Source organism: Stenotrophomonas sp. YJH_SMC_12-1 (assembly GCF_059370935.1).
Genome location: NZ_JCAFUD010000006.1, coordinates 280,979 through 303,097, shown reverse-complemented (window position 1 = coordinate 303,097; position 22,119 = coordinate 280,979). Strand labels below are relative to the sequence as shown.

General features: G+C 65.5%; 21 protein-coding genes. 13 read left to right on the top strand and 8 right to left on the bottom strand.

The features are described 5' to 3' along the window. Positions 1 to 38: 38 nt before the first annotated feature. Positions 39 to 671, bottom strand: a complete 633-nt coding sequence (gene upp / locus AC5P8Y_RS13335; RefSeq protein ID WP_005409099.1) for a uracil phosphoribosyltransferase — start codon at positions 669 to 671, stop codon at positions 39 to 41. 216 nt (positions 672 to 887) lie between these two features. Here upp and AC5P8Y_RS13330 point away from each other — a divergent pair, with 216 nt between their 5' ends. From AC5P8Y_RS13330 to AC5P8Y_RS13315, 4 genes are read left to right on the top strand one after another with little or no spacing between them, the layout of a single operon-like run. Further along, positions 888 to 3,422, top strand: coding sequence for a TonB-dependent receptor (locus tag AC5P8Y_RS13330; RefSeq protein WP_395760187.1), 2,535 nt, complete (start codon positions 888 to 890; stop codon positions 3,420 to 3,422). Between the two features lie 29 nt (positions 3,423 to 3,451). After that, positions 3,452 to 4,537, top strand: coding sequence for a phytase (locus tag AC5P8Y_RS13325; RefSeq protein WP_088435621.1), 1,086 nt, complete (start codon positions 3,452 to 3,454; stop codon positions 4,535 to 4,537). 14 nt (positions 4,538 to 4,551) lie between these two features. After that, positions 4,552 to 5,901, top strand: a complete 1,350-nt coding sequence (locus AC5P8Y_RS13320; RefSeq protein WP_217482223.1) for a purple acid phosphatase family protein — start codon at positions 4,552 to 4,554, stop codon at positions 5,899 to 5,901. Positions 5,902 to 5,914: 13 nt separating this feature from the next. After that, the gene (locus tag AC5P8Y_RS13315; protein WP_049404594.1) at positions 5,915 to 6,529 is read left to right on the top strand and encodes an inorganic diphosphatase; all 615 of its coding nucleotides are present in this window, start codon (positions 5,915 to 5,917) and stop codon (positions 6,527 to 6,529) included. A 19-nt stretch (positions 6,530 to 6,548) separates the two neighbouring features. Here AC5P8Y_RS13315 and AC5P8Y_RS13310 read toward each other — a convergent pair whose 3' ends face one another. Next, on the bottom strand, positions 6,549 to 7,133 hold the full coding sequence (locus AC5P8Y_RS13310; RefSeq protein WP_049404593.1) for an SMI1/KNR4 family protein: 585 nt from the start codon (positions 7,131 to 7,133) through the stop codon (positions 6,549 to 6,551). A 109-nt stretch (positions 7,134 to 7,242) separates the two neighbouring features. Here AC5P8Y_RS13310 and AC5P8Y_RS13305 point away from each other — a divergent pair, with 109 nt between their 5' ends. Continuing rightward, positions 7,243 to 8,658, top strand: coding sequence for a cryptochrome/photolyase family protein (locus AC5P8Y_RS13305; protein ID WP_049404591.1), 1,416 nt, complete (start codon positions 7,243 to 7,245; stop codon positions 8,656 to 8,658). 139 nt (positions 8,659 to 8,797) lie between these two features. Continuing rightward, positions 8,798 to 9,493 (top strand): YiaD family glycine zipper/OmpA-like lipoprotein, encoded by a 696-nt coding sequence (locus AC5P8Y_RS13300; RefSeq protein ID WP_005409106.1) that lies wholly within the window; start codon positions 8,798 to 8,800, stop codon positions 9,491 to 9,493. Positions 9,494 to 9,675: 182 nt separating this feature from the next. Here AC5P8Y_RS13300 and AC5P8Y_RS13295 read toward each other — a convergent pair whose 3' ends face one another. Next, positions 9,676 to 10,707 (bottom strand): LysR family transcriptional regulator, encoded by a 1,032-nt coding sequence (locus tag AC5P8Y_RS13295; protein WP_005409107.1) that lies wholly within the window; start codon positions 10,705 to 10,707, stop codon positions 9,676 to 9,678. 147 nt (positions 10,708 to 10,854) lie between these two features. On the opposite strand from AC5P8Y_RS13295, the gene AC5P8Y_RS13290 reads away from it, so the two are divergent. From AC5P8Y_RS13290 to AC5P8Y_RS13265, 6 genes are all read left to right on the top strand, one after another. Next, on the top strand, positions 10,855 to 11,082 hold the full coding sequence (locus AC5P8Y_RS13290; RefSeq protein WP_005409108.1) for a hypothetical protein: 228 nt from the start codon (positions 10,855 to 10,857) through the stop codon (positions 11,080 to 11,082). After that, on the top strand, positions 11,079 to 11,849 hold the full coding sequence (locus AC5P8Y_RS13285; protein ID WP_049404587.1) for an SDR family NAD(P)-dependent oxidoreductase: 771 nt from the start codon (positions 11,079 to 11,081) through the stop codon (positions 11,847 to 11,849). Before AC5P8Y_RS13290 ends, AC5P8Y_RS13285 begins: the two co-directional genes overlap by 4 nt. A gap of 91 nt (positions 11,850 to 11,940) precedes the next feature. After that, positions 11,941 to 13,164, top strand: a complete 1,224-nt coding sequence (locus tag AC5P8Y_RS13280; protein WP_005409110.1) for an efflux RND transporter periplasmic adaptor subunit — start codon at positions 11,941 to 11,943, stop codon at positions 13,162 to 13,164. Positions 13,165 to 13,276: 112 nt separating this feature from the next. Next, positions 13,277 to 16,447, top strand: coding sequence for an efflux RND transporter permease subunit (locus AC5P8Y_RS13275; protein ID WP_005409111.1), 3,171 nt, complete (start codon positions 13,277 to 13,279; stop codon positions 16,445 to 16,447). A gap of 64 nt (positions 16,448 to 16,511) precedes the next feature. Then, complete coding sequence (locus AC5P8Y_RS13270; protein WP_005409112.1) at positions 16,512 to 17,249, top strand: SDR family oxidoreductase; 738 nt, start codon at positions 16,512 to 16,514, stop codon at positions 17,247 to 17,249. Continuing rightward, the gene (locus tag AC5P8Y_RS13265; RefSeq protein WP_043035475.1) at positions 17,243 to 18,664 is read left to right on the top strand and encodes an efflux transporter outer membrane subunit; all 1,422 of its coding nucleotides are present in this window, start codon (positions 17,243 to 17,245) and stop codon (positions 18,662 to 18,664) included. Before AC5P8Y_RS13270 ends, AC5P8Y_RS13265 begins: the two co-directional genes overlap by 7 nt. A 41-nt stretch (positions 18,665 to 18,705) precedes the next feature. Here AC5P8Y_RS13265 and AC5P8Y_RS13260 read toward each other — a convergent pair whose 3' ends face one another. Next, the gene (locus AC5P8Y_RS13260) at positions 18,706 to 19,083 is read right to left on the bottom strand and encodes a VOC family protein (RefSeq protein ID WP_495202007.1); all 378 of its coding nucleotides are present in this window, start codon (positions 19,081 to 19,083) and stop codon (positions 18,706 to 18,708) included. 139 nt (positions 19,084 to 19,222) lie between these two features. On the opposite strand from AC5P8Y_RS13260, the gene AC5P8Y_RS13255 reads away from it, so the two are divergent. Further along, positions 19,223 to 19,486: a hypothetical protein gene (locus tag AC5P8Y_RS13255; RefSeq protein ID WP_049395953.1), complete on the top strand. Its 264-nt coding sequence runs from the start codon at positions 19,223 to 19,225 to the stop codon at positions 19,484 to 19,486. Positions 19,487 to 19,536: 50 nt separating this feature from the next. Here the strand turns inward: AC5P8Y_RS13255 and AC5P8Y_RS13250 are convergent, their stop codons facing one another. The 4 genes from AC5P8Y_RS13250 to AC5P8Y_RS13235 form a co-directional block, all read right to left on the bottom strand. Beyond that, positions 19,537 to 20,493 (bottom strand): toll/interleukin-1 receptor domain-containing protein, encoded by a 957-nt coding sequence (locus AC5P8Y_RS13250; RefSeq protein ID WP_080240872.1) that lies wholly within the window; start codon positions 20,491 to 20,493, stop codon positions 19,537 to 19,539. 35 nt (positions 20,494 to 20,528) lie between these two features. Beyond that, positions 20,529 to 21,380, bottom strand: coding sequence for an endonuclease/exonuclease/phosphatase family protein (locus AC5P8Y_RS13245; RefSeq protein WP_033833096.1), 852 nt, complete (start codon positions 21,378 to 21,380; stop codon positions 20,529 to 20,531). A gap of 138 nt (positions 21,381 to 21,518) precedes the next feature. Further along, the gene (locus tag AC5P8Y_RS13240) at positions 21,519 to 21,746 is read right to left on the bottom strand and encodes a hypothetical protein (protein WP_227200225.1); all 228 of its coding nucleotides are present in this window, start codon (positions 21,744 to 21,746) and stop codon (positions 21,519 to 21,521) included. Positions 21,747 to 21,802: 56 nt separating this feature from the next. Beyond that, a complete protein-coding gene (locus AC5P8Y_RS13235) occupies positions 21,803 to 22,039 on the bottom strand; it encodes a hypothetical protein (protein ID WP_033833098.1) in 237 nt (78 codons plus the stop codon). Between the last annotated feature and the right edge of the window lie 80 nt (positions 22,040 to 22,119).

Here is a 22,119-nt window from a genome sequence, read left to right as displayed (position 1 = left end):
CCCTTTCTGCGAAAGGGATCTGACCCCGGTTCACCGGATCAACCGACGCGGGTACCGAAGATGCGGTCACCGGCATCGCCCAGGCCGGGCAGGATGTAGCCCTTGTCGTTGAGCTGGGCATCGATGGCCGCGGTGTAGATTTCCACGTCCGGATGCACGGCCTTGACTGCTTCGATGCCTTCCGGCGCGGCCACCAGGAAGATGCCCTTGATGCGGCGGGCGCCGGCACGCTTGAGCATGTCGATGGTGGCGATCAGGGTGCCGCCGGTGGCCAGCATCGGGTCCAGGATCAGCGCGTCGCGCTCTTCCAGGCGGCCGGTCAGGCGCTCGAAGTAGGGCACCGGCTGCAGGGTTTCCTCATCGCGCTGCAGGCCGACCACGCTGACGCGTGCCGCCGGGATCAGCGACAGCACGCCGCTGAGCATGCCCAGGCCGGCGCGCAGGATCGGCACCACGGTGATCTTGGCACCGGCGATGCGCTGCACGGTGACCGGGCCGGCCCAGCCGGGCAGGGTGTGCGGCTCGGTGTCCAGGTCGGCGGTGGCCTCGTAGGCCAGCAGCGTGCCGAGCTCGTTGGCCAGTTCGCGGAAATCCTTGGTGCTGAGCGCAGCGTTGCGCATCAGGCCGATCTTGTGCTGCACCAGCGGGTGGCGCACTTCGACGATCTTCATGGTCGGGAAGGGGGATAAGGAGAGAGGACGCCATTTTGCCGGATTGGGCGCCCAACCCCAAACCGGGGCCGGAGACGGCCTGCATGAAATGTGCAGATGCATGTCATTGCCATGCAACCTTGCGGACATACCGTGCAGACCCATTCTTAACAGGAATGGGGATTCCCAGTGCATATCAAGACTCCGTTGGCCGTTGCCATCACCCTGACCCTGGCGATGGGGGCTGCTGCACCACTGCAGGCCGCCGGGCAGCAGGCGGTCGCCGCCACCGGTGCAGTGGCCGCCGATGCGGTCGACCTGGACCGCATTGAAGTGCGCGCCCAGCTTGAATCGCAGATCCGCGCGGTGGACCTCAAGCGCAGCAGCAACGCCATCGAGGATGCGGTGTCGTCCGACGCGCTGGGCCAGTACCCGGACAAGAACGTGGCCGAGTCGCTGCAACGCCTGCCGGGCATCAGCGTGACGCGCGACCAGGGCGAGGGCCGCTACGTGGTCGTGCGCGGACTGGATGCCAACCTCAACAGCGTCAGCGTCGACGGCATCGCCATCGGCACACCGGACAACTCCAGCCGCGCCGCACCGATGGACGTGATCCCGTCCGATTCGACCGAGCGCCTACGCGTGGTCAAATCGCCGACCCCGGACATGCCGGGCGACGCCATTGGCGGCGCGATCCTGGTCGAGACCGCCTCGGCGTTCGACCGCGAGGGCCGCAGCCTGCGTGGCAAGATCGAAGGCAGCCACCAGCAGCTTTCGGGCGAGACCAGCCCGAAGGCCGCCTTCAACTACAGTGAAGTGTTCAACGACACCTTCGGCATCGCCGCCGGCGTGAACTACCAGAAGCGGACGTTCGAATCGGACAACAGCGAAGTGGAGTACGGTGATGTCAGCGGGAACAAGGATCCGACCACCACCCGCCCGGGCGAAATCACCGCGCTGAACCTGCAGAACCGCAAGTACGAGATCGAGCGCAAGCGCATCGGCGCCAACCTCAATTTCGACTGGCGCCAGAACGAGGACAGCCGTTACTACCTGCGCACGCTGTACAGCCAGTTCGACGATGCCGAAACCCGCCAGCGCGTGATCTTCAACTTCAACAGCGCCGACATGATCGCCACCGGCACCGACCAGTATCGACTTGCCGGCATGCCGAAGGATTCGATCGACAAGCGCATGCGCTACCGGACCAAGGAAGAGAACACCTTCGCCGCCAGCCTGGGTGGCGAGAACAAGCTGACCGACGCGGTACTGGACTACAAGATCGGCTATACCCGCACCGAAGAACGCGTCGACGACGAGATCGAGTCGCGCTTCAAGCTCAACGGCAAGGCCTTCAATGGCACGTTGGACCAGCGCAGCCGCCTGCCCACCTACACCTTCGACAACGATCAGTGGCTGGACAACGCCAACTACAAGTTCGACCGTGTGGTGGCCAAGCCGAAGAAGGTGGACGACGAGGAGCGCAGCGCGCAGGTCAACATCCGCTTCGACGGCGACAACAGCAGCTACAAGTTCGGCCTGCTCGGGCGTTGGCGCGACCGTGACGTGAATGTCGATGAGGCGTCGCTGCGCGTGGGTCCGGCGATCAAGCTCAGTGACTGGACCACCGGCTCGCCGGAACATCGCCACGGCCCGATGGGGCAGGGCATGGACTCGTCGGCGATGCGCAGCTACTGGTCGCAGCACGGTGGCGAATACAGCGCGCGTCCGCAGGACGTCGGTGGCAACGCCGCGACGTCTCTGGAAGGCGACTACACCGCGCGCGAAGACGTGTTCGCCAGCTATGCGATGGGCACCTGGGACATCGGTGCGCTGCGCGTGATCGGCGGCGTGCGTGTGGAGAACACCCGCTTCAGCGCCACCGGCAATCGCGTGGACGTGGCCAAGGACGGGCGCTCCTACACCGCGACCCGGGTCACCGCCAGCAAGAGCTACAACAACGTACTGCCGGGCCTGCACCTGCGTTACGACGCCAGCGACGACTGGGTGTTCCGCTTCGCTGCCAACAAGACGGTGGCGCGCCCGGGCTTCGGCGATGCCTCGCCGCGCATCGGCCTGGCTCGCAACGACAATGAAGTGCGCCTGGGCAACCCGGAGCTGGATCCGTACGAGTCGACCAACATCGACCTGTCGGTGGAGAAGTACATCGGCGACAGCGGCATCCTCTCGCTGGGCGTGTTCCACAAGTCGATCGACGGCTACATCGTGCAGGTCCGCCAGGCCGGCGCCGACGGCATCTACGACGGCCTGCCGGTGGTGACCTCGGTCAATGGCGACAAGGCCAAGGTGCGTGGCGCCGAGTTCAACTGGCAGCAGCAGCTGTCGTTCCTCCCGGCTGGCTGGGATGGCCTGCTGGTGGGTGCCAGCGGCACCTGGCTGGACACTGATTTCGACCCGGGCCTGGCCAAGCGCGCCGGTGAGGACTTCACCCTGCCGCGCGCCTCGAAGAACGTGTACAGCGCGCACATCGGTTACGAGAAGTACGGCCTGAGCACCCGCGTGGCAGCCGTGCACCGCAGCGAGTACCTGGATACCCTTGGTGCCGGCCGTGCCTTCGACATCTACGTAGCGCCGAACACCCAGCTCGACTTCTCGCTTGACTACAGGTTCACTCCGCGCGTGAGCATGTATTTCGAGGCACAGAACCTGCTGGACAAGCCGCTGGAGCTGTACCAGGGCACGCGCTCGCGCACCCTGCAGATGGAAGAATATGGCCGCACCTACGCACTGGGCCTGAAGGTGGCACTGTGAGCGGGCCTCGCATCACCCTGCTGGCCACCATGCTGGCCGTGACGTTGGTGGCCGGCTGTACGCCGGCCAACGGCAATGATCCAGCCGTGGCCAAGCCCGGAGCGAAGACCACGAACGAGCGTGCGGTGACCACCATCGCCGAGGCATTCCTTTCACCGATGACGCCGGCTGACAACATCGATTCGCCTGCCGCCTGGCGTGCACCTGACGGAAAGCTGTGGCTGATCGCCACTGCCAAGGCCACCGACAAGCTGGTGGTCTACGACGGCAGCAGCGGCCAGCACCTGCGCGACGTAGGAAGCAGCGGCACCGCGCCAGGGCAGTTCGATCGCCCAAACGGCATCGCGGTGACCGACGATCTGCTGTGGATCGTGGAGCGCGACAATCACCGCGTGCAGGTACTGAGCCTGCCGGACTTCACTCCACTGGCGACCTTCGCTGCGGACGACCTGCGCAAGCCGTACGGACTGTGGGTCGACCGCCGTGCCGATGGCTACAGCGTCTACGTGACCGACTCCTGGGACAACGGCGAGGATGCACAGGGCCGTGACATCCTGCCGCCGCTGACCGAGCTGGACAAGCGCGTGCGCCAGTACCAGGTGACCCGCGATGGCGCGAAGGTTGAAGCGAAGCTTGTGGCCAGCATCGGTGATACCACTGAGGCGGGTGCCCTGCGCGTGGTCGAGTCGATCTGGGGCGACCCCGAGAACGATCGCCTGCTGATCGCCGAAGAGGACGAGGGCTACGCCAGCGAGTTCAAGGTCTACACGCTGGCCGGGCGTTTCACCGGCACCACCTTCGGCCGCGACGTGTTCAAGGCGCAGGCCGAAGGCGTAACCCTGCGCACCTGCGGCAAGGATGGTTGGTGGATCACCACCGAACAGGGCAAGCAGCGCAGCGTGTTCCACCTGTTCGACCGCCACACCCTGAAGCCGGTCGGCGCGTTCCAGGGCAATACCGTGGCCAACACCGATGGCATCTGGATGATGCCGCAGCCCAGCGCGCGCTTCCCGCACGGCGCGTTGTATGCGGTGCATGACGACCAGGGCGTGGTGGCGTTCGACTGGGAGAGCATTGCCAAGCAGTTGGCATTGCCGCTGGAGTGTGGTTCGTGAGCGGTCGTTGCCTGATGCGTACGTTGGCGCTGGGCCTGCTGCTGGCGGTGCCGTCGTTGTGCTTCGCGGCGGCTGAAGCGAACACCCAGGTGCCGGCGGGCAGCCGCCACTACGCAGCGACGACGGTGCCGGACCGCATTGTCGCTTCGCCGGCAGTCGATCCCGGCCATGGGTTCGCCGTGGCCTGGCGCACCGACGGCAGCGTGCAGGCGCCGCTGCTGGAGATTGCCCTTGCCGGTGATTCACCGGCCATCGAGGGCATCCGCCAGGTGCGCGCCACGACCCGCGCGCTGCAGACCGAGAACGGGCTGTCGCACCACCACCGCGCTGATGTCAGCGGCCTGCGGCCCGATACCCTGTACGTCTACCGCGTGCAGGGCAACGGCAGCTGGAGCGCCTGGAACCAGCTGCGCACGCTGGCTGCGCCCGACCAGCCGCTGACCCTGCTGTACTTTGGAGATACCCAGAACAAGAACGTGAGCCATGTCAGCCGCGTGGTGCGCGCCGCGCAGAAGGCCGCACCCGAGGCGCGCCTGAGCCTGTTCGCTGGCGATCTGGTCAGTGGGGGCGATGGTGCCGATGACAGCGAGTGGGGCGAATGGTTTGCCGCCACCGGTTGGCTGGCGCAGGAAACCCTGGTCGCGCCGGCGATCGGCAACCACGAGTATGTCGAGGAGTTCGAGGACACTCCGCAGGAACGCCGCGTGCTGGGCAGGCACTGGCCGGTGACGTTCGCGCTGCCGGGCAATGGGGCATCCGCCGCACAGCAGACCAGCTACTGGTTCGATGCGCAGGGCGTGCGCGTCGCCGTGGTCGATGGCACGTCGGCACTCGACCTTGGCACGGCCAAGGCGCAGGCGCAGTGGCTGGACAAGGTACTGACCGGCAATCCGCAGCCGTGGACGCTCGTGCTGCTGCACCAGCCGTTCTATTCGCCGCGCGAAGGGCGCGAGAACGCCGCATTGCGTGACGTGCTGCTGCCGGTGGTTCGTCGCCACAACGTCGATCTGGTGCTGCAGGGCCACGATCACACCTATGGCCGCCGTGGTGAAGGACAGGCCGCGACGCCGCAGTATGTGGTGACCGTGGCGGGGCCGAAGCAGTACCGTCTCTCCGACGAGGCACGTAGGACGATGGATCCGGTGGCCGAGGACACCCAGCTGTTCCAGGTGTTGCACATCGATCCGCAGCACCTGCGCTATGAAGCCCGCACGGTGACCGGGCGACTCTACGATGCCTTCGAGCTGCGTCGCGACGCCAAGGGCGGCAAGCAGCGCACGGAGCTGACCGAAGGCCGCATCACGCCGCGTGACTGCCCGCGCGCGCAGACTGCCAAGGGCCGCGCCGATCGCTGCTGGGAATGAGGAGGAGATCCAGATGAAAACCGTACACCGTCTTGTCCCCATGGCTGCCATCGGCGGGGCCCTGCTCCTGCTCGCGACCGCGGTGGCCGCCGCCGATGGCGTGCTGCACCCGTTCCTGGTGGCGCAGCCGAAGCAGGCGCCGCAGGAAGTGAACCTGGCGGTGGAGATTCCGGCCGGCAGCTTCACCAAGTACGAGATCAAGGAGGACGGCCTGGTGCACGTGGATCGCTTCCAGTCGATGCCGGTCGCCTATCCGGCCAACTACGGTTCGATGCCGCGCACGTTGGCTGGCGACAACGATCCGCTGGACGCGCTGGTGCTGACCCGTGAACCCCTGCATCCGGGCGTGATCGTGCGCTTCCGGCCGATCGGCTACCTGAAGATGGTCGACGGCGGCGAGCACGACGAGAAGATCATCGGCGTGCCGACCGACAAGGTTGACCCGACCTACGCCAACATCCGCGACCTGGCCGATCTGCCGGAGATCGAACGACAGCGCATCGAAGCGTTCTTCCGGGTCTACAAGGACCTGCCGGCCGGGCGCAACCCGGTGCAGCTCAACGGTTGGGGCAACGCTGCCGAGGCGCGGACGCTGATCAGCGAAGCGATAAAGCGCTTCGAAAAATAGATCCACGCCATGGCTGGATTCAGTCCAGCAACGTCCCGATGAACGACTCGGCCTGCAGGCGGTCGCCCAGTACCCGGGCCACCGCCTGTACGGCTGCCTCCTGGTGTTCAGGACGGATGCCGCCATCGTCATCGTCGTTGTAGAGGTCATCGCCGGCATCGAGGTACACCGTGCCTGCAGCAGCCAGAGCCGCCATCAAGGTCGGCACATCGGCAGTGATCTCGCCGGCATCCAGCAGGCCGGCGCCGTGGTGGCTGAACAGCACACGGCCGTCGTCCAGGTCGAGGATGAACGGATCAGCGCCGCGATCGGCAATCACCAGCCAGTTCGATGGCCAGTCGTTGATCCGTTCGCCGCTGACGCCATGCCATCGATAGCCGGCCTGCTGGCTCCACAGGCGCTGCAGTGGCGGTATCCAGACATCAAGGCCGGGAACGGTGATGCCGGCGCGGCCAACCCTGGCATTGATCTCTTCGCCCAGCGGCCCGACCTGCGCGTAGAACGACGCCAGTGCCGTGGGCAGCGGGAACGGGCCCTGCCAGTCACGCTCGTGCTGCGCATGCAGCAGCCCGAAGCGGGCGAATGAGGCGTGCAGATCATCCATGTCAGAGTCCAACGGGTAGCGGCCGTGCAGCCTAGCAGATGGCGTCTGCGCGCATCCCCTTCACCACCGCTGGCTATCATGTGCGCCTTCCACAACGAAGGCAGTACCTGTGTCGGTAGCGTTGGTATGGTTCCGCCGTGATCTGCGGCTGCAGGACAATCCGGGCCTGCAGGCCGCGCTGGATGCCGGTCACGACGTGGTGCCGGTCTACATCCATGCGCCGCACGAAGAAGGTGAGTGGGCGCCGGGTGCCGCCTCCGATGCGTGGCGCCACCGTTCACTGGCCGCGCTGGATGCGGACCTGCGCACGCGCGGTTCCTCGCTGGTGCTGCGCAGTGGTGACAGCCTGCCGGCCCTGCAGTTGCTGATCGCGCAGACCGGCGCCGAGGCGGTGTACTGGAACCGCAAGTACGAACCGGCCACCCAGCCACGCGACGCCACCATCAAGCGCATGCTGCGCGAGCAGGGCATCGACGCGCAGAGCTGCAATGGCAGCCTGTTGTTCGAACCTTGGGACATCGCCACCCAGCAGGGCCAGCCGTACAAGGTATTTACGCCGTACTGGCGCAATGTACTCAGTCATTGGCGCCTGCCGGCACTGCAGGCCGCACCGGAAGCACTGGCGCCGCACGCGGTCGACAGCCTGGCATTGGATGATCTCCAGCTGGCGCCGACGCTGGACTGGGATACCGGCTTCTGGGAGCACTGGCAGCCGGGTGAAGCCGGTGCGCTGGAAGCACTGTCCGTCTTTGAAGACGGTGCCCTGCGCGGGTATCGCGAGCAGCGTGACCTGCCGGACCGTGTCGGGACCTCGCGGCTGTCGCCGCACCTGCATTTCGGCGAAATCGCACCCTGGCGGATTGCCCATGCGCTGGAAGGGCTGCGTAGCGCCGGCACCGACGCCGACATCGACGGCTACCTGCGCCAGCTGGGCTGGCGTGACTTCGCCTACCACCTGCTGCATCACTTCCCGAAGACGCCCACCGACAACCTCAACCCGCGTTTCGATCGCTTCCCATGGGCAACGCCCAGTGAGGCGCAGCTGTACGACTGGCAGCGCGGCAACACCGGCGTGCCGATCGTCGATGCCGGCCTTCGCGAGCTGTGGCACACCGGCTACATGCACAACCGGGTGCGGATGATCGTGGCCAGTTACCTGTGCAAGCACCTGCGCGCGCACTGGCTGCATGGCGCACGCTGGTTCTGGGACACTCTGGTCGATGCCGACCTGGCCAACAACACCATGGGCTGGCAGTGGGTGGCCGGGACCGGTGCCGACGCGGCACCGTACTTCCGTGTGTTCAACCCCGTGACCCAGGCCGAGAAGTTCGATCCGCAGGCACGGTACATCAGCCGCTGGGTGCCCGAACTGGCCGCGCTGCCGGTGAAGGCCCGGTTTGCGCCCTGGCAGCATCCGCTGCTGCTGGCGGCACATGCCCCGGGCTATCCGCGTACGCCGCTGGTGGACCTGGCCGCGGGCCGCGACGCCGCATTGGCGGCTTACCGCCAGTCGGGGGCGGGGTAAAGGGCGACCTGAGCGATCTGGTCAGTTAGCTGAACGCGGCCCTGTCGATGTGCCCGATCATCATTCCGGCATCGCATCGGGCTGTTTATTCTCTTTGCGCCCGCAGGCCGCTGGCCGACCGGAAACCAAGGAGAACCTCATGATCCGCAACACCACCCGCAACGTCGCACTGGCCCTGATGAGCGCGGCCGTCCTGTCGGCCTGCGCCACCGGCGGCTCGTACGTACAGAGTGACCAGTACGGCAACCCCACCGAGCAGCAGAACCGTACTGGCCGTAACGCCCTGATCGGTACCGCCATCGGCGTGGCAGCCGGCCTGCTGACCGGCGACAGCGCCACCGAGCGCCGCCAGCATGCCCTGATCGGCGCCGGTATCGGTGCGCTCAGCGGCGCCGCCGTCGGCCAGTACCAGGATCGCCAGGAACGCGCACTGCGCGAGCGCACTGCCAACACCGGCATCGATGTGCAGCGCCAGGGCGACAACATCATGCTGAACCTGCCGGACGGCATCACTTTCGACTTCGGCAAGTCGACCCTGAAGCCGCAGTTCTACGGCGCGCTCAATGGCGTGGCAGGCACCCTGCGTGACTACAACCAGACCATGATCGAAGTGGTCGGCCACACCGACAGCATCGGCAGCGATGCGGTCAACAACCGCCTGTCGAAGGAACGTGCCGACTCGGTCGCGCAGTACCTGATCGGCCAGGGCGTGCAGAGCGTGCGCATCGAAACGCTGGGCGCCGGCAAGTCGTACCCGATTGCCGACAACAGCACCGACGCCGGCCGCGCCAAGAACCGCCGCGTCGAGATTCGGGTGATTCCGCTCAAGCAATAACGCGTAGCGTTACTGCTTGAGCCGGCGGTCCGGCCATCGGCCGGAACGAAAATGCCGCCCTTGCAGGCGGCATTTTTGTGGGTGCCGAGCGTTGCTCGGCACGCCGATAGCGCATCCCTCTGTAAGCCATGCCGACCAAGGTCGGCAACTACCAGGAGATGGGTAGGCGCTCTTGTTGCAGGCTACGCCGCAGAAGCGGCCACCTTCTCCAGGATCCGCTTGCCGCTGCTTTCCAGAGCGGCGTCTTCCTTTTCCTTCTGCTGCTGCGCCAGCTTCGCACCCGGGCACTGCGCCAGCATGTAATTGGCGTCGAAGTTGAGCTTTTCGACCAGGAAGTCGACGAACGCACGCACCTTTGGCGAGACCAGGCGGCCGCCGGCGAACACGGCGTTGAAGTCCACTTCCGGGCCGGTCCAGCCGGCCAGCACGCGGCGCACCATGCCCGATTCAACGAACGGCTTGGCCATCACGTCACCGGTCAGCAGCAGGCCTTCGCCACAGACCAATGCACCATTCAACGCAGACATGTCGTTGGCGGTCATCAGCGGGGTGACCGGGAAGTCACGCAGTTCGCCGCCGTTCTCGCCCAGCTGCCAGGTGAAGCGCGGTGAATTGCCGGTGTGATACGGCTTGCGCATCGCCAGGATGCGATGGAACTGCAGCTCCTCCGGATGCAGCGGCTCGCCATAGCGCTCGATGTAGGCCGGGCTGGCGAACACCTGCGTGCGCAGGCTGCCGAGCTTGCGTGCGACCAGATTGGAATCGGGCAGGGCCCCCACGCGCAGCGCAAGGTCCGCTTCACCTGCAATCAGGTCCAGCTTCTCGTTGCCCATGTGCATGTCCAGGCGGATTTCCGGGTACTGCGCATGGAACTGGCCCAGCAGCGGGGCGATCCAGGTGATGCCGATCGAATAGGGCACGGTGAAGCGCAGCCAGCCGCGCGGGCCGGACTGCAGCTGGCTCACCGCGCTCTCGGCCTCTTCCAGTTCGCGCGCGATGCGCTGGCAATGTTCGTGGTAGATCGAACCGGCTTCGGTCAGGCCGAGGCGGCGCGTGGTCCGGTGCAGCAGGCGCGCGCCCAGGCGCGTTTCCAGCTCCTGCACTTTGCGGCTGACCGTGGTCTTGGGCAGGCCGAGCGATTTGGCAGCGGCAATGAAGCTGCCTTGCTCGACCACTTTGACGAAGATCAGCGTCTCGTTGAGATCGTGGGACATGGTCGGGGATCCTGGACGTCGGGGATGGGACAATCGTGACAGAACGATTGGACCGGGAGCGGGATGATTATTCCCCTTAATCAGGACTAATCAAGTAAAGGTTTGAGGTCTATCGTGGCGCCATTCGTTAATTGGAGCCCGTCCGCCATGAGCCTGCGCAACATTCTTGCCCGACTCCGGAACGCCGGCCAGAACACCCTGGACCTGGCGATGACCGTCGAAGCCCGTCCGAGTTCCTTGGTACACAAGGACTTTCGTGAGTTTACCGCGCCCATGCGTCAGCAGCGCGGCGGTGCCATCCGCCTGGCCCCTCACAAGGGTGACCGCCTGCGCCGAATCGGGACTATCCCGGATTTGGGAGGAAATGTCCCGTGAATGGGATGCTGACGCCTGAAGTCCTGGTCCTGGGCGGCACCGGTGCCGTCGGCCAGGGTGTGGTTGGCGCGCTGCTGGAGGCCGGCAGCCCGGTACTGGTTGTCGGCCGCGATCCGGGCCGGCTGGTGGCGCTGCACGAGCAGTTCGCTGACGAGCCGGGCCTGGAGACGCTGCTGGGGTCGCTCAGCGACGACGGATCGGCGCGCGCGCTGGCCGAACGCATCGCGCAGCGCCCGCGCCCGTTGGCGGCGGTGATCGCCGCAATGGGTGGACCGTACCGCCGCGGTCGCGTGGTCGACCGCAACGGTGACGAACTGATGGGCGCGATGCAGGCCGATCTGATGCCGCACGTGCACGCGGTGCGTCACCTGCTGCCGCTGCTGCAGGACAACGTGCATGCGCGCCGCTACGTGATGATCGGCAGCCCGGCCAACGCCAAGCCATGGGCGGGCTACGGCGAGACCTCGATCACCACCGCCGCGCTGCGCATGTACGCGCAGGTCGTGCACCAGGAAGCGCAGGCGCTGGGCGTGCGCGCGCAGATGCTGGAAGTCTGCAGCCCGGTGTGCACCCCGGCCAATGCGGCCAATGCCTGCATCGAGTGGCCCAGCTCGCTGCTGGTGGGTCGCCGCGTTGTGTCGCTGCTGGATGGTTGCCGCGACAACCGTGCCATCGTCCGCTGTGACAGCAGCGATGCCGAACTGCCGCGCGGCCTGCTGCACCTGGAAGTTCCCCCTTTGTGGCGCGATACCGCAGGCGTCGCTTGACCTCGACCATGGTTTAGGTCGCAGGATACGCCGCCGATTTTTGCAACACGTTCTCATATAGCTGTACCACCCCTCCGTACGGATGCATGCCATGACTTCCCCCAATACCACCCCACATCGTTTCGGCCATCGCATTGCGATGGTCGGCGTGTCGATCCTCGCCGCAGCCGTGCTTGCGGCCTGCAGCGGCGGCCACGCCGAAGAAGCCGGTGCACCGCCGCCGCCGCAGGTCAGCGCCGCGCCGGTACTGGTCAAGCAGGTCAGCCAGTGGGACGAGTTCAGCGGCCGCGTCGAAGCGGTGCAGAGCGTTGAACTGCGCCCGCGCGTGTCCGGCTACATCGACAAGGTCAACTACGTCGAAGGCCAGGAAGTGAAGAAGGGCGAAGTGCTCTTCACCATCGACGCGCGCAGCTACCAGGCCGAGTACGATCGAGCGGCTGCCGAGCTGGCCCGCGCCCGCACCCAGGCCACGCTGGCCCGCAGCGAGTCCGAGCGCGCCAAGCGACTGTCCGAGCAGCAGGCGATCTCCACCGAGACCGCCGAACAGCGTCGCGCGGCCGCCGACCAGTCCGGTGCCGCCGTGCAGGCCGCGCAGGCTGCGCTGGACGCGGCCCGGCTCAACCTGGAGTTCACCAAGGTGCGTGCACCGATCGACGGCCGTGCCGGCCGCGCGATGGTCACCGCCGGCAACCTGGTCACCGCCGGCGACAGTGCCAGCGTGCTGACCACGCTGGTCTCGCTGGATACCGTCTTTGTCTACTTCGATGCCGACGAAAGCACCTTCCTGCGCTACGCCCAGATGGCACGCAAGGGCGAGCGCCCGAGCGAGCGTGACAGCGAACTGCCGGTGAAGGTTGGCCTGTCCGGCGAAGAGGGCTACCCGCACTCGGGCAAGGTCGACTTCCTCGACAACCAGGTCGCCCGCAGCACCGGCACCATCCGCGTCCGCGCACTGCTGGACAACGCCGACCGCCAGTTCACGCCGGGCCTGTTCGCCCGCGTGCAGCTGCTCGGCAGCGGCCAGTTCCAGGCGCTGCTGATCGATGACAAGGCCGTGCTGACCGACCAGGACCGCAAGTATGTCTACGTGGTCGACAAGGATGGCAAGGCCCAGCGCCGCGACATCCAGCTCGGTCGCACCGCTGATGGCCTGCGCATTGTCGAACACGGCCTGGCCGCGGGCGACAAGGTGATCATCGACGGCGTGCAGAAGGTCTTCATGCCGGGCATGCCGGTGCAGGCCAAGGCGGTGGCGATGCAGCCACAGCCGGCGCCGGCACCGGGCCGCGATGCCACCGCCGCCCTGAAGCACTGATCCGCGTCCCCGCTTAGCTGCCGGCGCCAGCGGCAGCCTTCCCTGCCTTCGTCATTTCGGCGAGGGGCAGGGCGGCTGTTGCCCGCCGAATGCCTTTCCCAGGAATTCCTCCATGGACTTTTCCCGTTTCTTCATCGACAGGCCGATCTTCGCGGCGGTGCTGTCGATCGTGATCTTCGCCGCAGGCCTGATCACGATTCCAATCCTGCCGATCAGCGAGTACCCGGAAGTGGTGCCGCCGTCGGTGGTCGTGCGCACGGTCTATCCGGGCGCCAACCCCAAGGTCATCGCCGAGACCGTCGCCACGCCGCTTGAAGAAGCCATCAACGGCGTCGAAGGCATGATGTACCTGAAGTCGGTCGCCGGTTCCGACGGCGTGCTGCAGATGACTGTCACCTTCCGCCCGGGCACCGACCCGGACGCAGCGGCGGTGAAGGTGCAGAACCGCGTGGCGCAGGCGCAGGCGCGCCTGCCCGAGGACGTGCGCCGGCAGGGCGTGACCACCCAGAAGCAGTCGCCGACCTTCCTGATGGTGGTGCACCTGACCTCCCCGCAAGGCAAGTACGACACCCTGTACCTGCGCAACTACGCCCGCCTGCACGTCAAGGATGCACTGGCGCGCATTCCGGGCGTCGGTGATGCGCAGATCTTCGGTGGTGGCGACTACGCCATGCGCGCCTGGCTGGATCCGGACAAGGTGGCTTCGCGCGGCCTGACCGCCAGCGACGTGGTGCGCGCCATGCGCGAGCAGAACGTGCAGGTGTCAGCCGGCCAGCTCGGCGCCGAACCGCTGCCGGACAGCAAGTTCCTGACCCTGATCAATGCCCAGGGCCGACTGAAGACCGAAAAGGAATTTGGCGACATCGTGCTCAAGAGCGGCACCGATGGCGAGATCGTGCGCCTGTCCGACGTGGCCCGCCTGGAGCTGGGTGCGGGCGACTACACCCTGCGCTCGCAGCTGGACGGCAAGAACGCGGTCGGTATCGGCATCTTCCAGTCGCCAGGTGCGAACGCGCTGGAAATCCGTGACCAGGTCATCTCGACGATGGACGAGATGCAGAAGACCATGCCGGCCGACGTGAAGTACGAAGCCGTGTATGACACCACCATCTTCGTGCGTGACTCGATCAAGGCCGTGGTCTCCACGCTGCTGGAAGCGATCGCGCTGGTGGTGCTGGTGGTGATCCTGTTCCTGCAGACCTGGCGTGCCTCGATCATCCCGTTGATCGCGGTGCCGGTGTCGGTGGTGGGTACCTTCGCCGCGCTGTACCTGCTGGGCTTCTCGATCAATACGCTGAGCCTGTTCGGCCTGGTGCTGGCGATCGGCATCGTGGTCGACGACGCGATCGTGGTGGTGGAGAACGTCGAGCGCAACATCGAGGAAGGCCTGTCGCCCACCGCCGCGGCCCACCAGGCCATGCGCGAAGTGTCCGGCCCGATCGTGGCGATCGCGTTGGTGCTGTGTGCCGTGTTCGTGCCGATGGCGTTCCTGTCCGGTGTCACCGGCCAGTTCTACAAGCAGTTCGCGGTCACCATCGCCATCTCCACGGTGATCTCGGCGATCAACTCACTGACCCTGTCGCCGGCCCTGGCCGCGCGCCTGCTGAAGGCCCACGGCGCACCGAAGGATGGCCCGAGCCGCCTGATCGACCGCCTGTTCGGGTGGGTATTCCGCCCGTTCAACCGCTTCTTCAAGTCCAGCTCGGAGAAGTACGAGCGTGGCGTGGCCCGCATCCTCGGCCGACGTGGCGCGGTGTTCGTGGTCTACGCGATCCTGCTGGTCGGTACCGGCGTGATCTTCAAGCTGGTGCCGCCGGGCTTCATCCCGACCCAGGACAAGCTGTACCTGATCGCCGGCGTGAAGCTGCCGGAAGGTTCGTCGATCGCGCGTACCGATGAAATGCTGCGCAAGGTGGCCAAGATCGCCCAGGAAACCGATGGCGTGGCCCACACCATCTCGTTCCCGGGCCTGAACGCGCTGCAGTTCACCAATACGCCCAATACCGGTGTGGCGTTCATTCCGCTCAAGCCCTTCGCCGAGCGTCATGGCCGTACCGCTGCGCAGATCAATGCCGAGATCAACCAGAAGATCGCCGGCCTGCAGGAAGGCTTCGCCTTCGCGATGATGCCGCCGCCGATCCTCGGCCTGGGCAACGGCAACGGCTACCAGATGTTCATCGAGGACCGCGGCAACCTGGGCTACGGCGCGCTGCAGAATGCGGTGCAGGCGATGCAGGGCACCGTGGCGCAGACGCCGGGCATGGCCTTCCCGATTTCCAGCTACCAGGCCAACGTGCCGCAGCTGGATGCCGAGGTCGACCGCGTCAAGGCCAAGGCACAGGGCGTGCAGCTCACCGAACTGTTCGACACCCTGCAGACCTACCTGGGTTCGGCCTACGTCAACGACTTCAACCAGTTCGGTCGTACCTGGCAGGTGATCGCCCAGGCAGACGGTCCGTTCCGCGAGACGGTCGAGGACATCGGCAAGCTGCGTACCCGCAACGACCGCGGCGAGATGGTGCCGATCGGTTCGATGGTCACCATCAAGCAGACCTTCGGCCCGGACCCGGTGCTGCGCTTCAATGGCTACCCGGCAGCGGACCTGGCCGGTGAAGCCGACCCGCGCCTGCTGTCCTCGGCCGAGGCGATGACCAAGCTGACCGAGATCGCCGGCAAGGTGCTGCCGGTGGGCATGACCACCGAATGGACCGACCTGAGCTACCAGCAGGCGACCCAGGGCAAAGCCGCCTTCATCGTGTTCCCGGTGGCGATCATGCTGGCCTTCCTGGTGCTGGCCGCGCTGTACGAGAGCTGGTCGCTGCCGCTGGCGGTGATCCTGATCGTGCCGATGACCCTACTGTCCGCGCTGTTCGGCGTCTGGCTGACCGGCGGTGACAACAACGTGTTCGTGCAGGTCGGCCTGGTGGTGCTGATGGGCCTGGCGTGCAAGAACGCGATCCTGATCGTCGAGTTCGCCAGAGAACTGGAGATGGGCGGCAAGGGAATCGTTGAAGCTGCGCTGGAAGCCTGCCGCCTGCGCCTGCGCCCGATCGTGATGACCTCCATCGCGTTCATCGCCGGCACCGTGCCGCTGGTGCTGTCGCACGGTGCAGGTGCCGAGGTGCGCTCGGTGACCGGTATCACCGTGTTCGCCGGCATGCTGGGCGTGACCCTGTTCGGCCTGTTCCTCACCCCGGTGTTCTACGTGGCCCTGCGCAAGTTCGTCACCCGCAACGGTGGTGGCCAGCTGGTGCAGCACGGCGAGCCGACCATCCACCACTGACATGGAACCCCGTCGCCGCCGGTCAATGGCCGGCGGCGGCTTCCCCCTCACAAGGCATGCATCCATGAATACCCATCAGAACAAGATCGCGCTGGTCACCGGCGCCACCCGTGGCATCGGCCTGGAAACCGTGCGCCAGCTGGCCCAGGCGGGCGTGCACACGCTGCTGGCCGGTCGCAAGCGTGAGACCGCCGTTGAGCTGGCGCTGAAGCTGCAGGCTGAAGGCCTGCCGGTCGAAGCCCTGCAACTGGACGTGACCGACGCGGCCAGCATCGCCGAAGCGGTCGAGCAGGTACGCCAGCGCCATGGCCGCCTCGACATCCTGGTCAACAATGCCGGCATCATGATCGAGAATCCTGCGCAGGCGCCGTCGGAGCAATCGCTCGAGACCTGGAAGCGCACCTTCGACACCAACGTGTATGCGCTGGTGGCGGTGACCCAGGCATTCCTGCCGCTGGTCAAGCAGGCCAAGTCCGGCCGCATCGTCAATGTGTCCAGCATGCTCGGCTCGCAGACCCTGCACGCGGATCCCTCCTCGGGCATCTATGACTTCAAGATTCCGGCGTACAACGCCTCCAAGGCCGCGGTGAACAGCTGGACCCTGAGCCTGGCCTACGAACTGCGCAACACGCCGATCAAGGTCAATACCGTGCATCCGGGTTACGTGAAGACCGACATGAACGGCGGCAACGGCGAGATCGAAATCAGCGAAGGTGCACGCTCCAGCGTGGAAATGGCACTCATCGGTGAATCCGGTGCCAGCGGCAGCTTCACCTACCTGGGCGAGGTGCTGCCATGGTGATCCGCACGTTGGCGATGGCCGTCTCCAGCCTGGTGCTGGCGGGCTGTGTCAGCGTCGGCCCGAACTACAAGGCGCCGGTGCAGGAACCGGTGGTGCTGCAGGGGGCGCAGCAGCCTGTGTTCAGCACTACCTCGCCGGTGGCCAGCTGGTGGGCGCAGTTCGATGATCCGGTGCTGGAAGAACTGGTGCACGGTGCACTGTCGGATAACCTGGACCTGCGCGTGGCCGTGGCCCGCGTCAGCCAGGCCCGTGCGGTGTTCGTCGAAAGCCGCTTCGACCAGGCCCCGCACATCACCGCGGGCGGCAGCTACGACCGCCGCAAGCAACCCGATCCGCAGCTGGGTGGGCAGCGGGTGTTCAGTGAAAGCTACCAGCTCGGCTTCGATGCCGGCTGGGAGCTGGATCTGTTCGGCCGCAAGCGCCGTGCAGCAGAAGCCGCGCGCGCCGACCTGGACGCCGAGCAGGCCAACCTGGCCGATGCGCAGGTACTGGTCGCCGCCGAAGTGGCACGCAACTACTTCGAGCTGCGCGGTACGCAGAAGCGCATCGCGGTGGCCCAGCACACCCTGGTCAACCTGCGCGATACGCAGAAGCTGACCGAGGCGCGCTGGGAGCTGGGCGCCGGCAGCGAGCTGGACGTGCAGAGCAGTCGCGCCCGGCTGAAGGCGATCGAGGCCGATATCCCGCTGCTGGAAGTGGCCGAAACGCAGTCGCGCAATCGCCTGGCGGTTCTGCTGGGCCAGCGTCCGGAAACGCTGACTGCCATGCTTGCGCCGCACGACGTGCCGGCATTTGCCAAGGCGCTGCCGCTGGGCGATACCCGCGAGCTGCTGCGCCAACGCGCCGACGTACGCGTGGCCGAGCGTCGCCTGGCCGCTGCCACCGCGCGGGTGGGCGTGGCCACTGCGGACCTGTTCCCGCGGCTGTCACTGTCCGGTTTCGTCGGCTTCCTTGGCGGCGACGCCAGTGGCCTGGTCAATGGCAACAACAAGGCCTGGTCGCTGACGCCGTCGCTGAGCTGGGCCGCGTTCGACTTCGGCACCGTGCGTGCACGCCTGCGTGCCAGCAAGGCTGAAGCCGAGGGTGTGGCTGCGCAGTATGAGCAGGCCGTGCTGCTGGCGCTGGAAGACACCGAGAACGCGCTGACCCGCTATTCCAAGCAGCAGGCGCGGCTGGCGATCGTGGTCGAGCAGGCGCAGGCGGCACGCCGGGCTGAGTCGCTGGCGCAGATCCGCTACCGCGAGGGCTCGGAAGACTTCCTGACCCTGCTGGATGCGCAGCGCACGCAGCTGGCGGCCGACGATGCGTTGGCGGCGGCTGAGTCCGAGGTCAATGTCAGCGTGGTGGGCGTGTACAAGGCGCTGGGTGGCTGGGGGCAATCGCCGCAGCAACCCAGCGTGGCGCAAGTGCAGTAACCGCAAGGGACGGAAGCAGTGGCTTCCGTCCCTTTCTTCTGTCAGGGCCAATGATTGGCCGGTGTGTCGCGCTCGCGCATGGGCACGATGCAGAAGCGATGGCCGGTGGGTGCTTCCATCATCCACCAGCGTTTGACGAAGCCGATCCGGCGCGCGCCGAGTTTTTCCAGTCGATCTGCCTCGGCATCGATGTCGTCGCTCTCGATGTCCAGGTGCACCCGTGAGGGGTGAGCGACACGTTGCACTTCCACGTTCAGACCCGCGGGTGCGCCCTGCAGGTCGGCGTACTCGGCGCCATCTTCGCCATACGATGGCTGCGCCTGCAGGCCGAGGGCGGTCGCCCAGAAGCGTGCGCCTTCGTCAGCGGGCGTGTCTTCGCAGTCGATGATGAATCCGGCCAGACTGCTCTGGTGCGCCATGACGTCCTCCGCAGATCGGGAATGGAGGGAGGGTAGCGCGTCGCTTGCTGTGGACGTTGTCACAGTCATGACGTTTCTGACTCTGCCAGAACCGGGGCCTGCGGTGTAACTAGTGGGGCAGATTCCAGGAGGGAAGGCGATGAGCGACGACAAACGTGATACCCAGCGCATGCTGTTTGGTGATCCGGGACCGCCTGGCGCAGGGCTGTCGGTAGCGGTCGTAGTGCTGATGGTGTTGGCTACCATGGCGGCTGCGATCGGCTTCATGCGCCTGCCGGACCAGATGCTGGGGCTGGGCCTGATCGGCATCTCCGTGTTTCTGGCGGTCGGTGCCCGCATCTGCCAGGCACGCAACCAGCATCAGGCGCTGTACCGGCTGATGTCGCGACAGCCGCGGCATTGAGATTGCACCGCATTGAGATCCTGAACGAAGCAATGGCCACACTTCCAGAATTACACTTGGCCTGCAGGTGGGAATAGACGCGACATCACGCGGTAGCCATCGGAACTATTCAGTAACGTTCTAATGATCTCTTCTCCATCAACATGAAATGATTCATGGGACTTGATGTAGCAGAAAAATTTTTCAGCAAGAACGGAGCCGGCTGAATTGAATGCTCCATGCAGCTCCGGCCTTGAACGGTCAAGGAACAGCACCGAAGCAACAGCAGTTCCCAGGGCCCGCATCGCGAGAGAAGGACCGCTATGGTCCCAGAGCCAGCGACCCTTTGCCGGACAGAAGTCCTCGTTGTCATCGTGAATCATGTAGTTCCAGTCGGGGCTCTCGTACATCCAGTCTGGTGGCGTAAGGAGCCTGCCGTTGTAGAGAACTTCATGGGTTCTCGCTGAGCCGGTAAATCTCACTCCGTGGTGCTGAAGCCAGCAAAGTGCACGTTTGCTCAGTGCGTGATACTCGAGACGCTGCTGTACCCCCTGTGTAATCTGGGCTTGCGTGGATCCATCGGTTGCCGCGAGCAGAAATTCACCCAATGGAATGCTTTCCGAATGCAGTTCGGTGAGATCCAGGTATGCTCGTCCTTGAAGAACAGGAGGGAGTGCTGTGCGGGCTTCAGCATCGAGGATGACTGGGACGATTCGCACGTCGGACTGATCCACGTGCTTCTCCAGCATAGCCAGTTCGCGATTCAATCCTGAGCCGGGTCTCGACATGGCCGAGAGAAAGTCGCTGTCACAAAGGCAGAAAACGATCAGTGGGCGTTCCGCAAACGCGCGTTCAATCAGCTTGTCGATGTTTTGACCAAAACCGACGCTGTCCCTGTCCCAAAAGACTCGATACTTCCAATCCAAGTTGCGGACAATGTCGCTACGGATCCATTCCTTTGCATGAAATTGCCCGCCCCAAGCGTAAGAAATGAAGACAGATGCATCTTCGCGCCAAGGTGTGTCCATTCAGTCAGTATGATTGTTTTGGATTCGACCGGATTCTACTCAGGCCAGTCCAGCTCGACCACCAGCGGGAAATGATCCGACGGCAGCACGCCGTCGATGCGACGGTCATCGGTCAGGAAGCTGCGTGCATGGAAGCCACGCACCAGCACCCAGTCCAGCTGCACGGTGGCCTTGCCGGTGAAATCGTGGAAGGTCAGGCGTGGCCCCTGCGGAACCTTCACCTGGTTACGGGTGTCCTGCAGCAGGCGGGTGAATGCCTTGTAGGTGTCACCACCGGGCTCGCTGTTGAAGTCACCCGTCAGGACCACCGGCAGATCGGCCGGCAGGGCTTCCACGCGCTTGCCGATCAGCTCGGCACCCTTCACCCGGCGCGGTTCATCCTCGTCGCGGTAGGGCAGGTGGGTATTCATGAAATAGAAACGACGGCCATCGTCCAGGCGGCGGAACAGGGCCCAGGTGACCATGCGCGGGTACAGGTTGCCCCAGGTGATGCTGCCGGGTACGTCGGGCGTATCGGACAACCAGAAGTTGCCGGACTCCTCGATGGCCAGCACCTTGCTGTCGTAGAACACGCCCATGTGTTCGTCACCGCTGCCACCGCGGCGGCCTTCGCCGAACCAGTGGTAGCCGGGCAGGTGTTCGGACAGGTAGTCGGCCTGCTCCTTCACCAGTTCCTGGGTGCCGATCACAGCCGGGCGCGCATCGAGGATGACCTTGACCATGGCATCGCGGCGGTCGGGCCAGCGCTTGCCCGGTTCGGTATCGGCCGGGGTGCGGACATTGAACGACATCACTTTGAGTGGCGCCGGTGCAGCAGCCCAGGCGACGGCAGGCAGCGCAAGCGCCAACAGCGCACACAGCGCGGGGCGACGGAAACGCGACAACATCGTGGAATCCCTCCATTCCATGAAAACGGTTTCATGAAGCATGCCATGGAAGGCGAGGGCAGCGGTATGCCGGGATGGGCGACTGGGAGATGCCGGACGGGCGCTGGACGCTCCGCCCGGCAGATGCCCCTTGCCCGATCAGGGGTCGTAGATCATCCCGTTCTCGTCGCGGTTGTAGTGGTCGCTGGCCACGCGGGTGCCGTCGTCATGGACCACGTACAGCGTGCAACGCTGGTGGAACACGTTGCCGCTGATGCGGAAGGGCACGCACTCCTCCTGCAGGCCGACCTCTTCGGCTGCATTCGCTGGCGGCGAGGGCACCAGGGCAGCAAGTGCGACTACTGCAGCGAAAGAAAAAGCGGTCATTCGATTGTGCAGCGTCATTGATCACACTCCTTGTCGTAGTTGGTGTCCGATGCAGATCAGTCTGCCGGGAGGTACCACTGACCGTTCTCGTCTATCCAGTACACCGACGTGAAAACGGTGCCGTCTGCCAGAGTGCGGGTGACGGTGCAGCGCTGATGCACGAGGTTGGGCCCCAGTCTTACGGGCACGCAATCGGTCGTCGATCCGGGGGACCCGGCCGCGTGGCCGGTTGCCGGTACCACACTACCCAATGCCAACATCAATGCGGCCATCGCGGCCAGTTGCAGTTTCATAAGCATCATCCTTGCTTTCTGCAATCGCGCACATGCGCATGGCGTGTGTAACACGCAAACCAGGCCGCCGGAAGTGTCTC

What these genes read in the sequence shown, in the direction of transcription:
- upp (WP_005409099.1), bottom strand. Translation starts at nt 671, where the DNA reads ATGAAGATCGTCGAAGTGCGCCACCCGCTGGTGCAGCACAAGATCGGC.
- AC5P8Y_RS13330 (WP_395760187.1), top strand. Translation starts at nt 888, where the DNA reads ATGGGGGCTGCTGCACCACTGCAGGCCGCCGGGCAGCAGGCGGTCGCC.
- AC5P8Y_RS13325 (WP_088435621.1), top strand. Translation starts at nt 3,452, where the DNA reads ATGCTGGCCGTGACGTTGGTGGCCGGCTGTACGCCGGCCAACGGCAAT.
- AC5P8Y_RS13320 (WP_217482223.1), top strand. Translation starts at nt 4,552, where the DNA reads ATGCGTACGTTGGCGCTGGGCCTGCTGCTGGCGGTGCCGTCGTTGTGC.
- AC5P8Y_RS13315 (WP_049404594.1), top strand. Translation starts at nt 5,915, where the DNA reads ATGAAAACCGTACACCGTCTTGTCCCCATGGCTGCCATCGGCGGGGCC.
- AC5P8Y_RS13310 (WP_049404593.1), bottom strand. Translation starts at nt 7,133, where the DNA reads ATGGATGATCTGCACGCCTCATTCGCCCGCTTCGGGCTGCTGCATGCG.
- AC5P8Y_RS13300 (WP_005409106.1), top strand. Translation starts at nt 8,798, where the DNA reads ATGATCCGCAACACCACCCGCAACGTCGCACTGGCCCTGATGAGCGCG.
- AC5P8Y_RS13295 (WP_005409107.1), bottom strand. Translation starts at nt 10,707, where the DNA reads ATGTCCCACGATCTCAACGAGACGCTGATCTTCGTCAAAGTGGTCGAG.
- AC5P8Y_RS13290 (WP_005409108.1), top strand. Translation starts at nt 10,855, where the DNA reads ATGAGCCTGCGCAACATTCTTGCCCGACTCCGGAACGCCGGCCAGAAC.
- AC5P8Y_RS13280 (WP_005409110.1), top strand. Translation starts at nt 11,941, where the DNA reads ATGACTTCCCCCAATACCACCCCACATCGTTTCGGCCATCGCATTGCG.
- AC5P8Y_RS13275 (WP_005409111.1), top strand. Translation starts at nt 13,277, where the DNA reads ATGGACTTTTCCCGTTTCTTCATCGACAGGCCGATCTTCGCGGCGGTG.
- AC5P8Y_RS13270 (WP_005409112.1), top strand. Translation starts at nt 16,512, where the DNA reads ATGAATACCCATCAGAACAAGATCGCGCTGGTCACCGGCGCCACCCGT.
- AC5P8Y_RS13265 (WP_043035475.1), top strand. Translation starts at nt 17,243, where the DNA reads ATGGTGATCCGCACGTTGGCGATGGCCGTCTCCAGCCTGGTGCTGGCG.
- AC5P8Y_RS13260 (WP_495202007.1), bottom strand. Translation starts at nt 19,083, where the DNA reads ATGGCGCACCAGAGCAGTCTGGCCGGATTCATCATCGACTGCGAAGAC.
- AC5P8Y_RS13255 (WP_049395953.1), top strand. Translation starts at nt 19,223, where the DNA reads ATGAGCGACGACAAACGTGATACCCAGCGCATGCTGTTTGGTGATCCG.
- AC5P8Y_RS13250 (WP_080240872.1), bottom strand. Translation starts at nt 20,493, where the DNA reads ATGGACACACCTTGGCGCGAAGATGCATCTGTCTTCATTTCTTACGCT.
- AC5P8Y_RS13245 (WP_033833096.1), bottom strand. Translation starts at nt 21,380, where the DNA reads ATGTTGTCGCGTTTCCGTCGCCCCGCGCTGTGTGCGCTGTTGGCGCTT.
- AC5P8Y_RS13240 (WP_227200225.1), bottom strand. Translation starts at nt 21,746, where the DNA reads ATGACCGCTTTTTCTTTCGCTGCAGTAGTCGCACTTGCTGCCCTGGTG.
- AC5P8Y_RS13235 (WP_033833098.1), bottom strand. Translation starts at nt 22,039, where the DNA reads ATGAAACTGCAACTGGCCGCGATGGCCGCATTGATGTTGGCATTGGGT.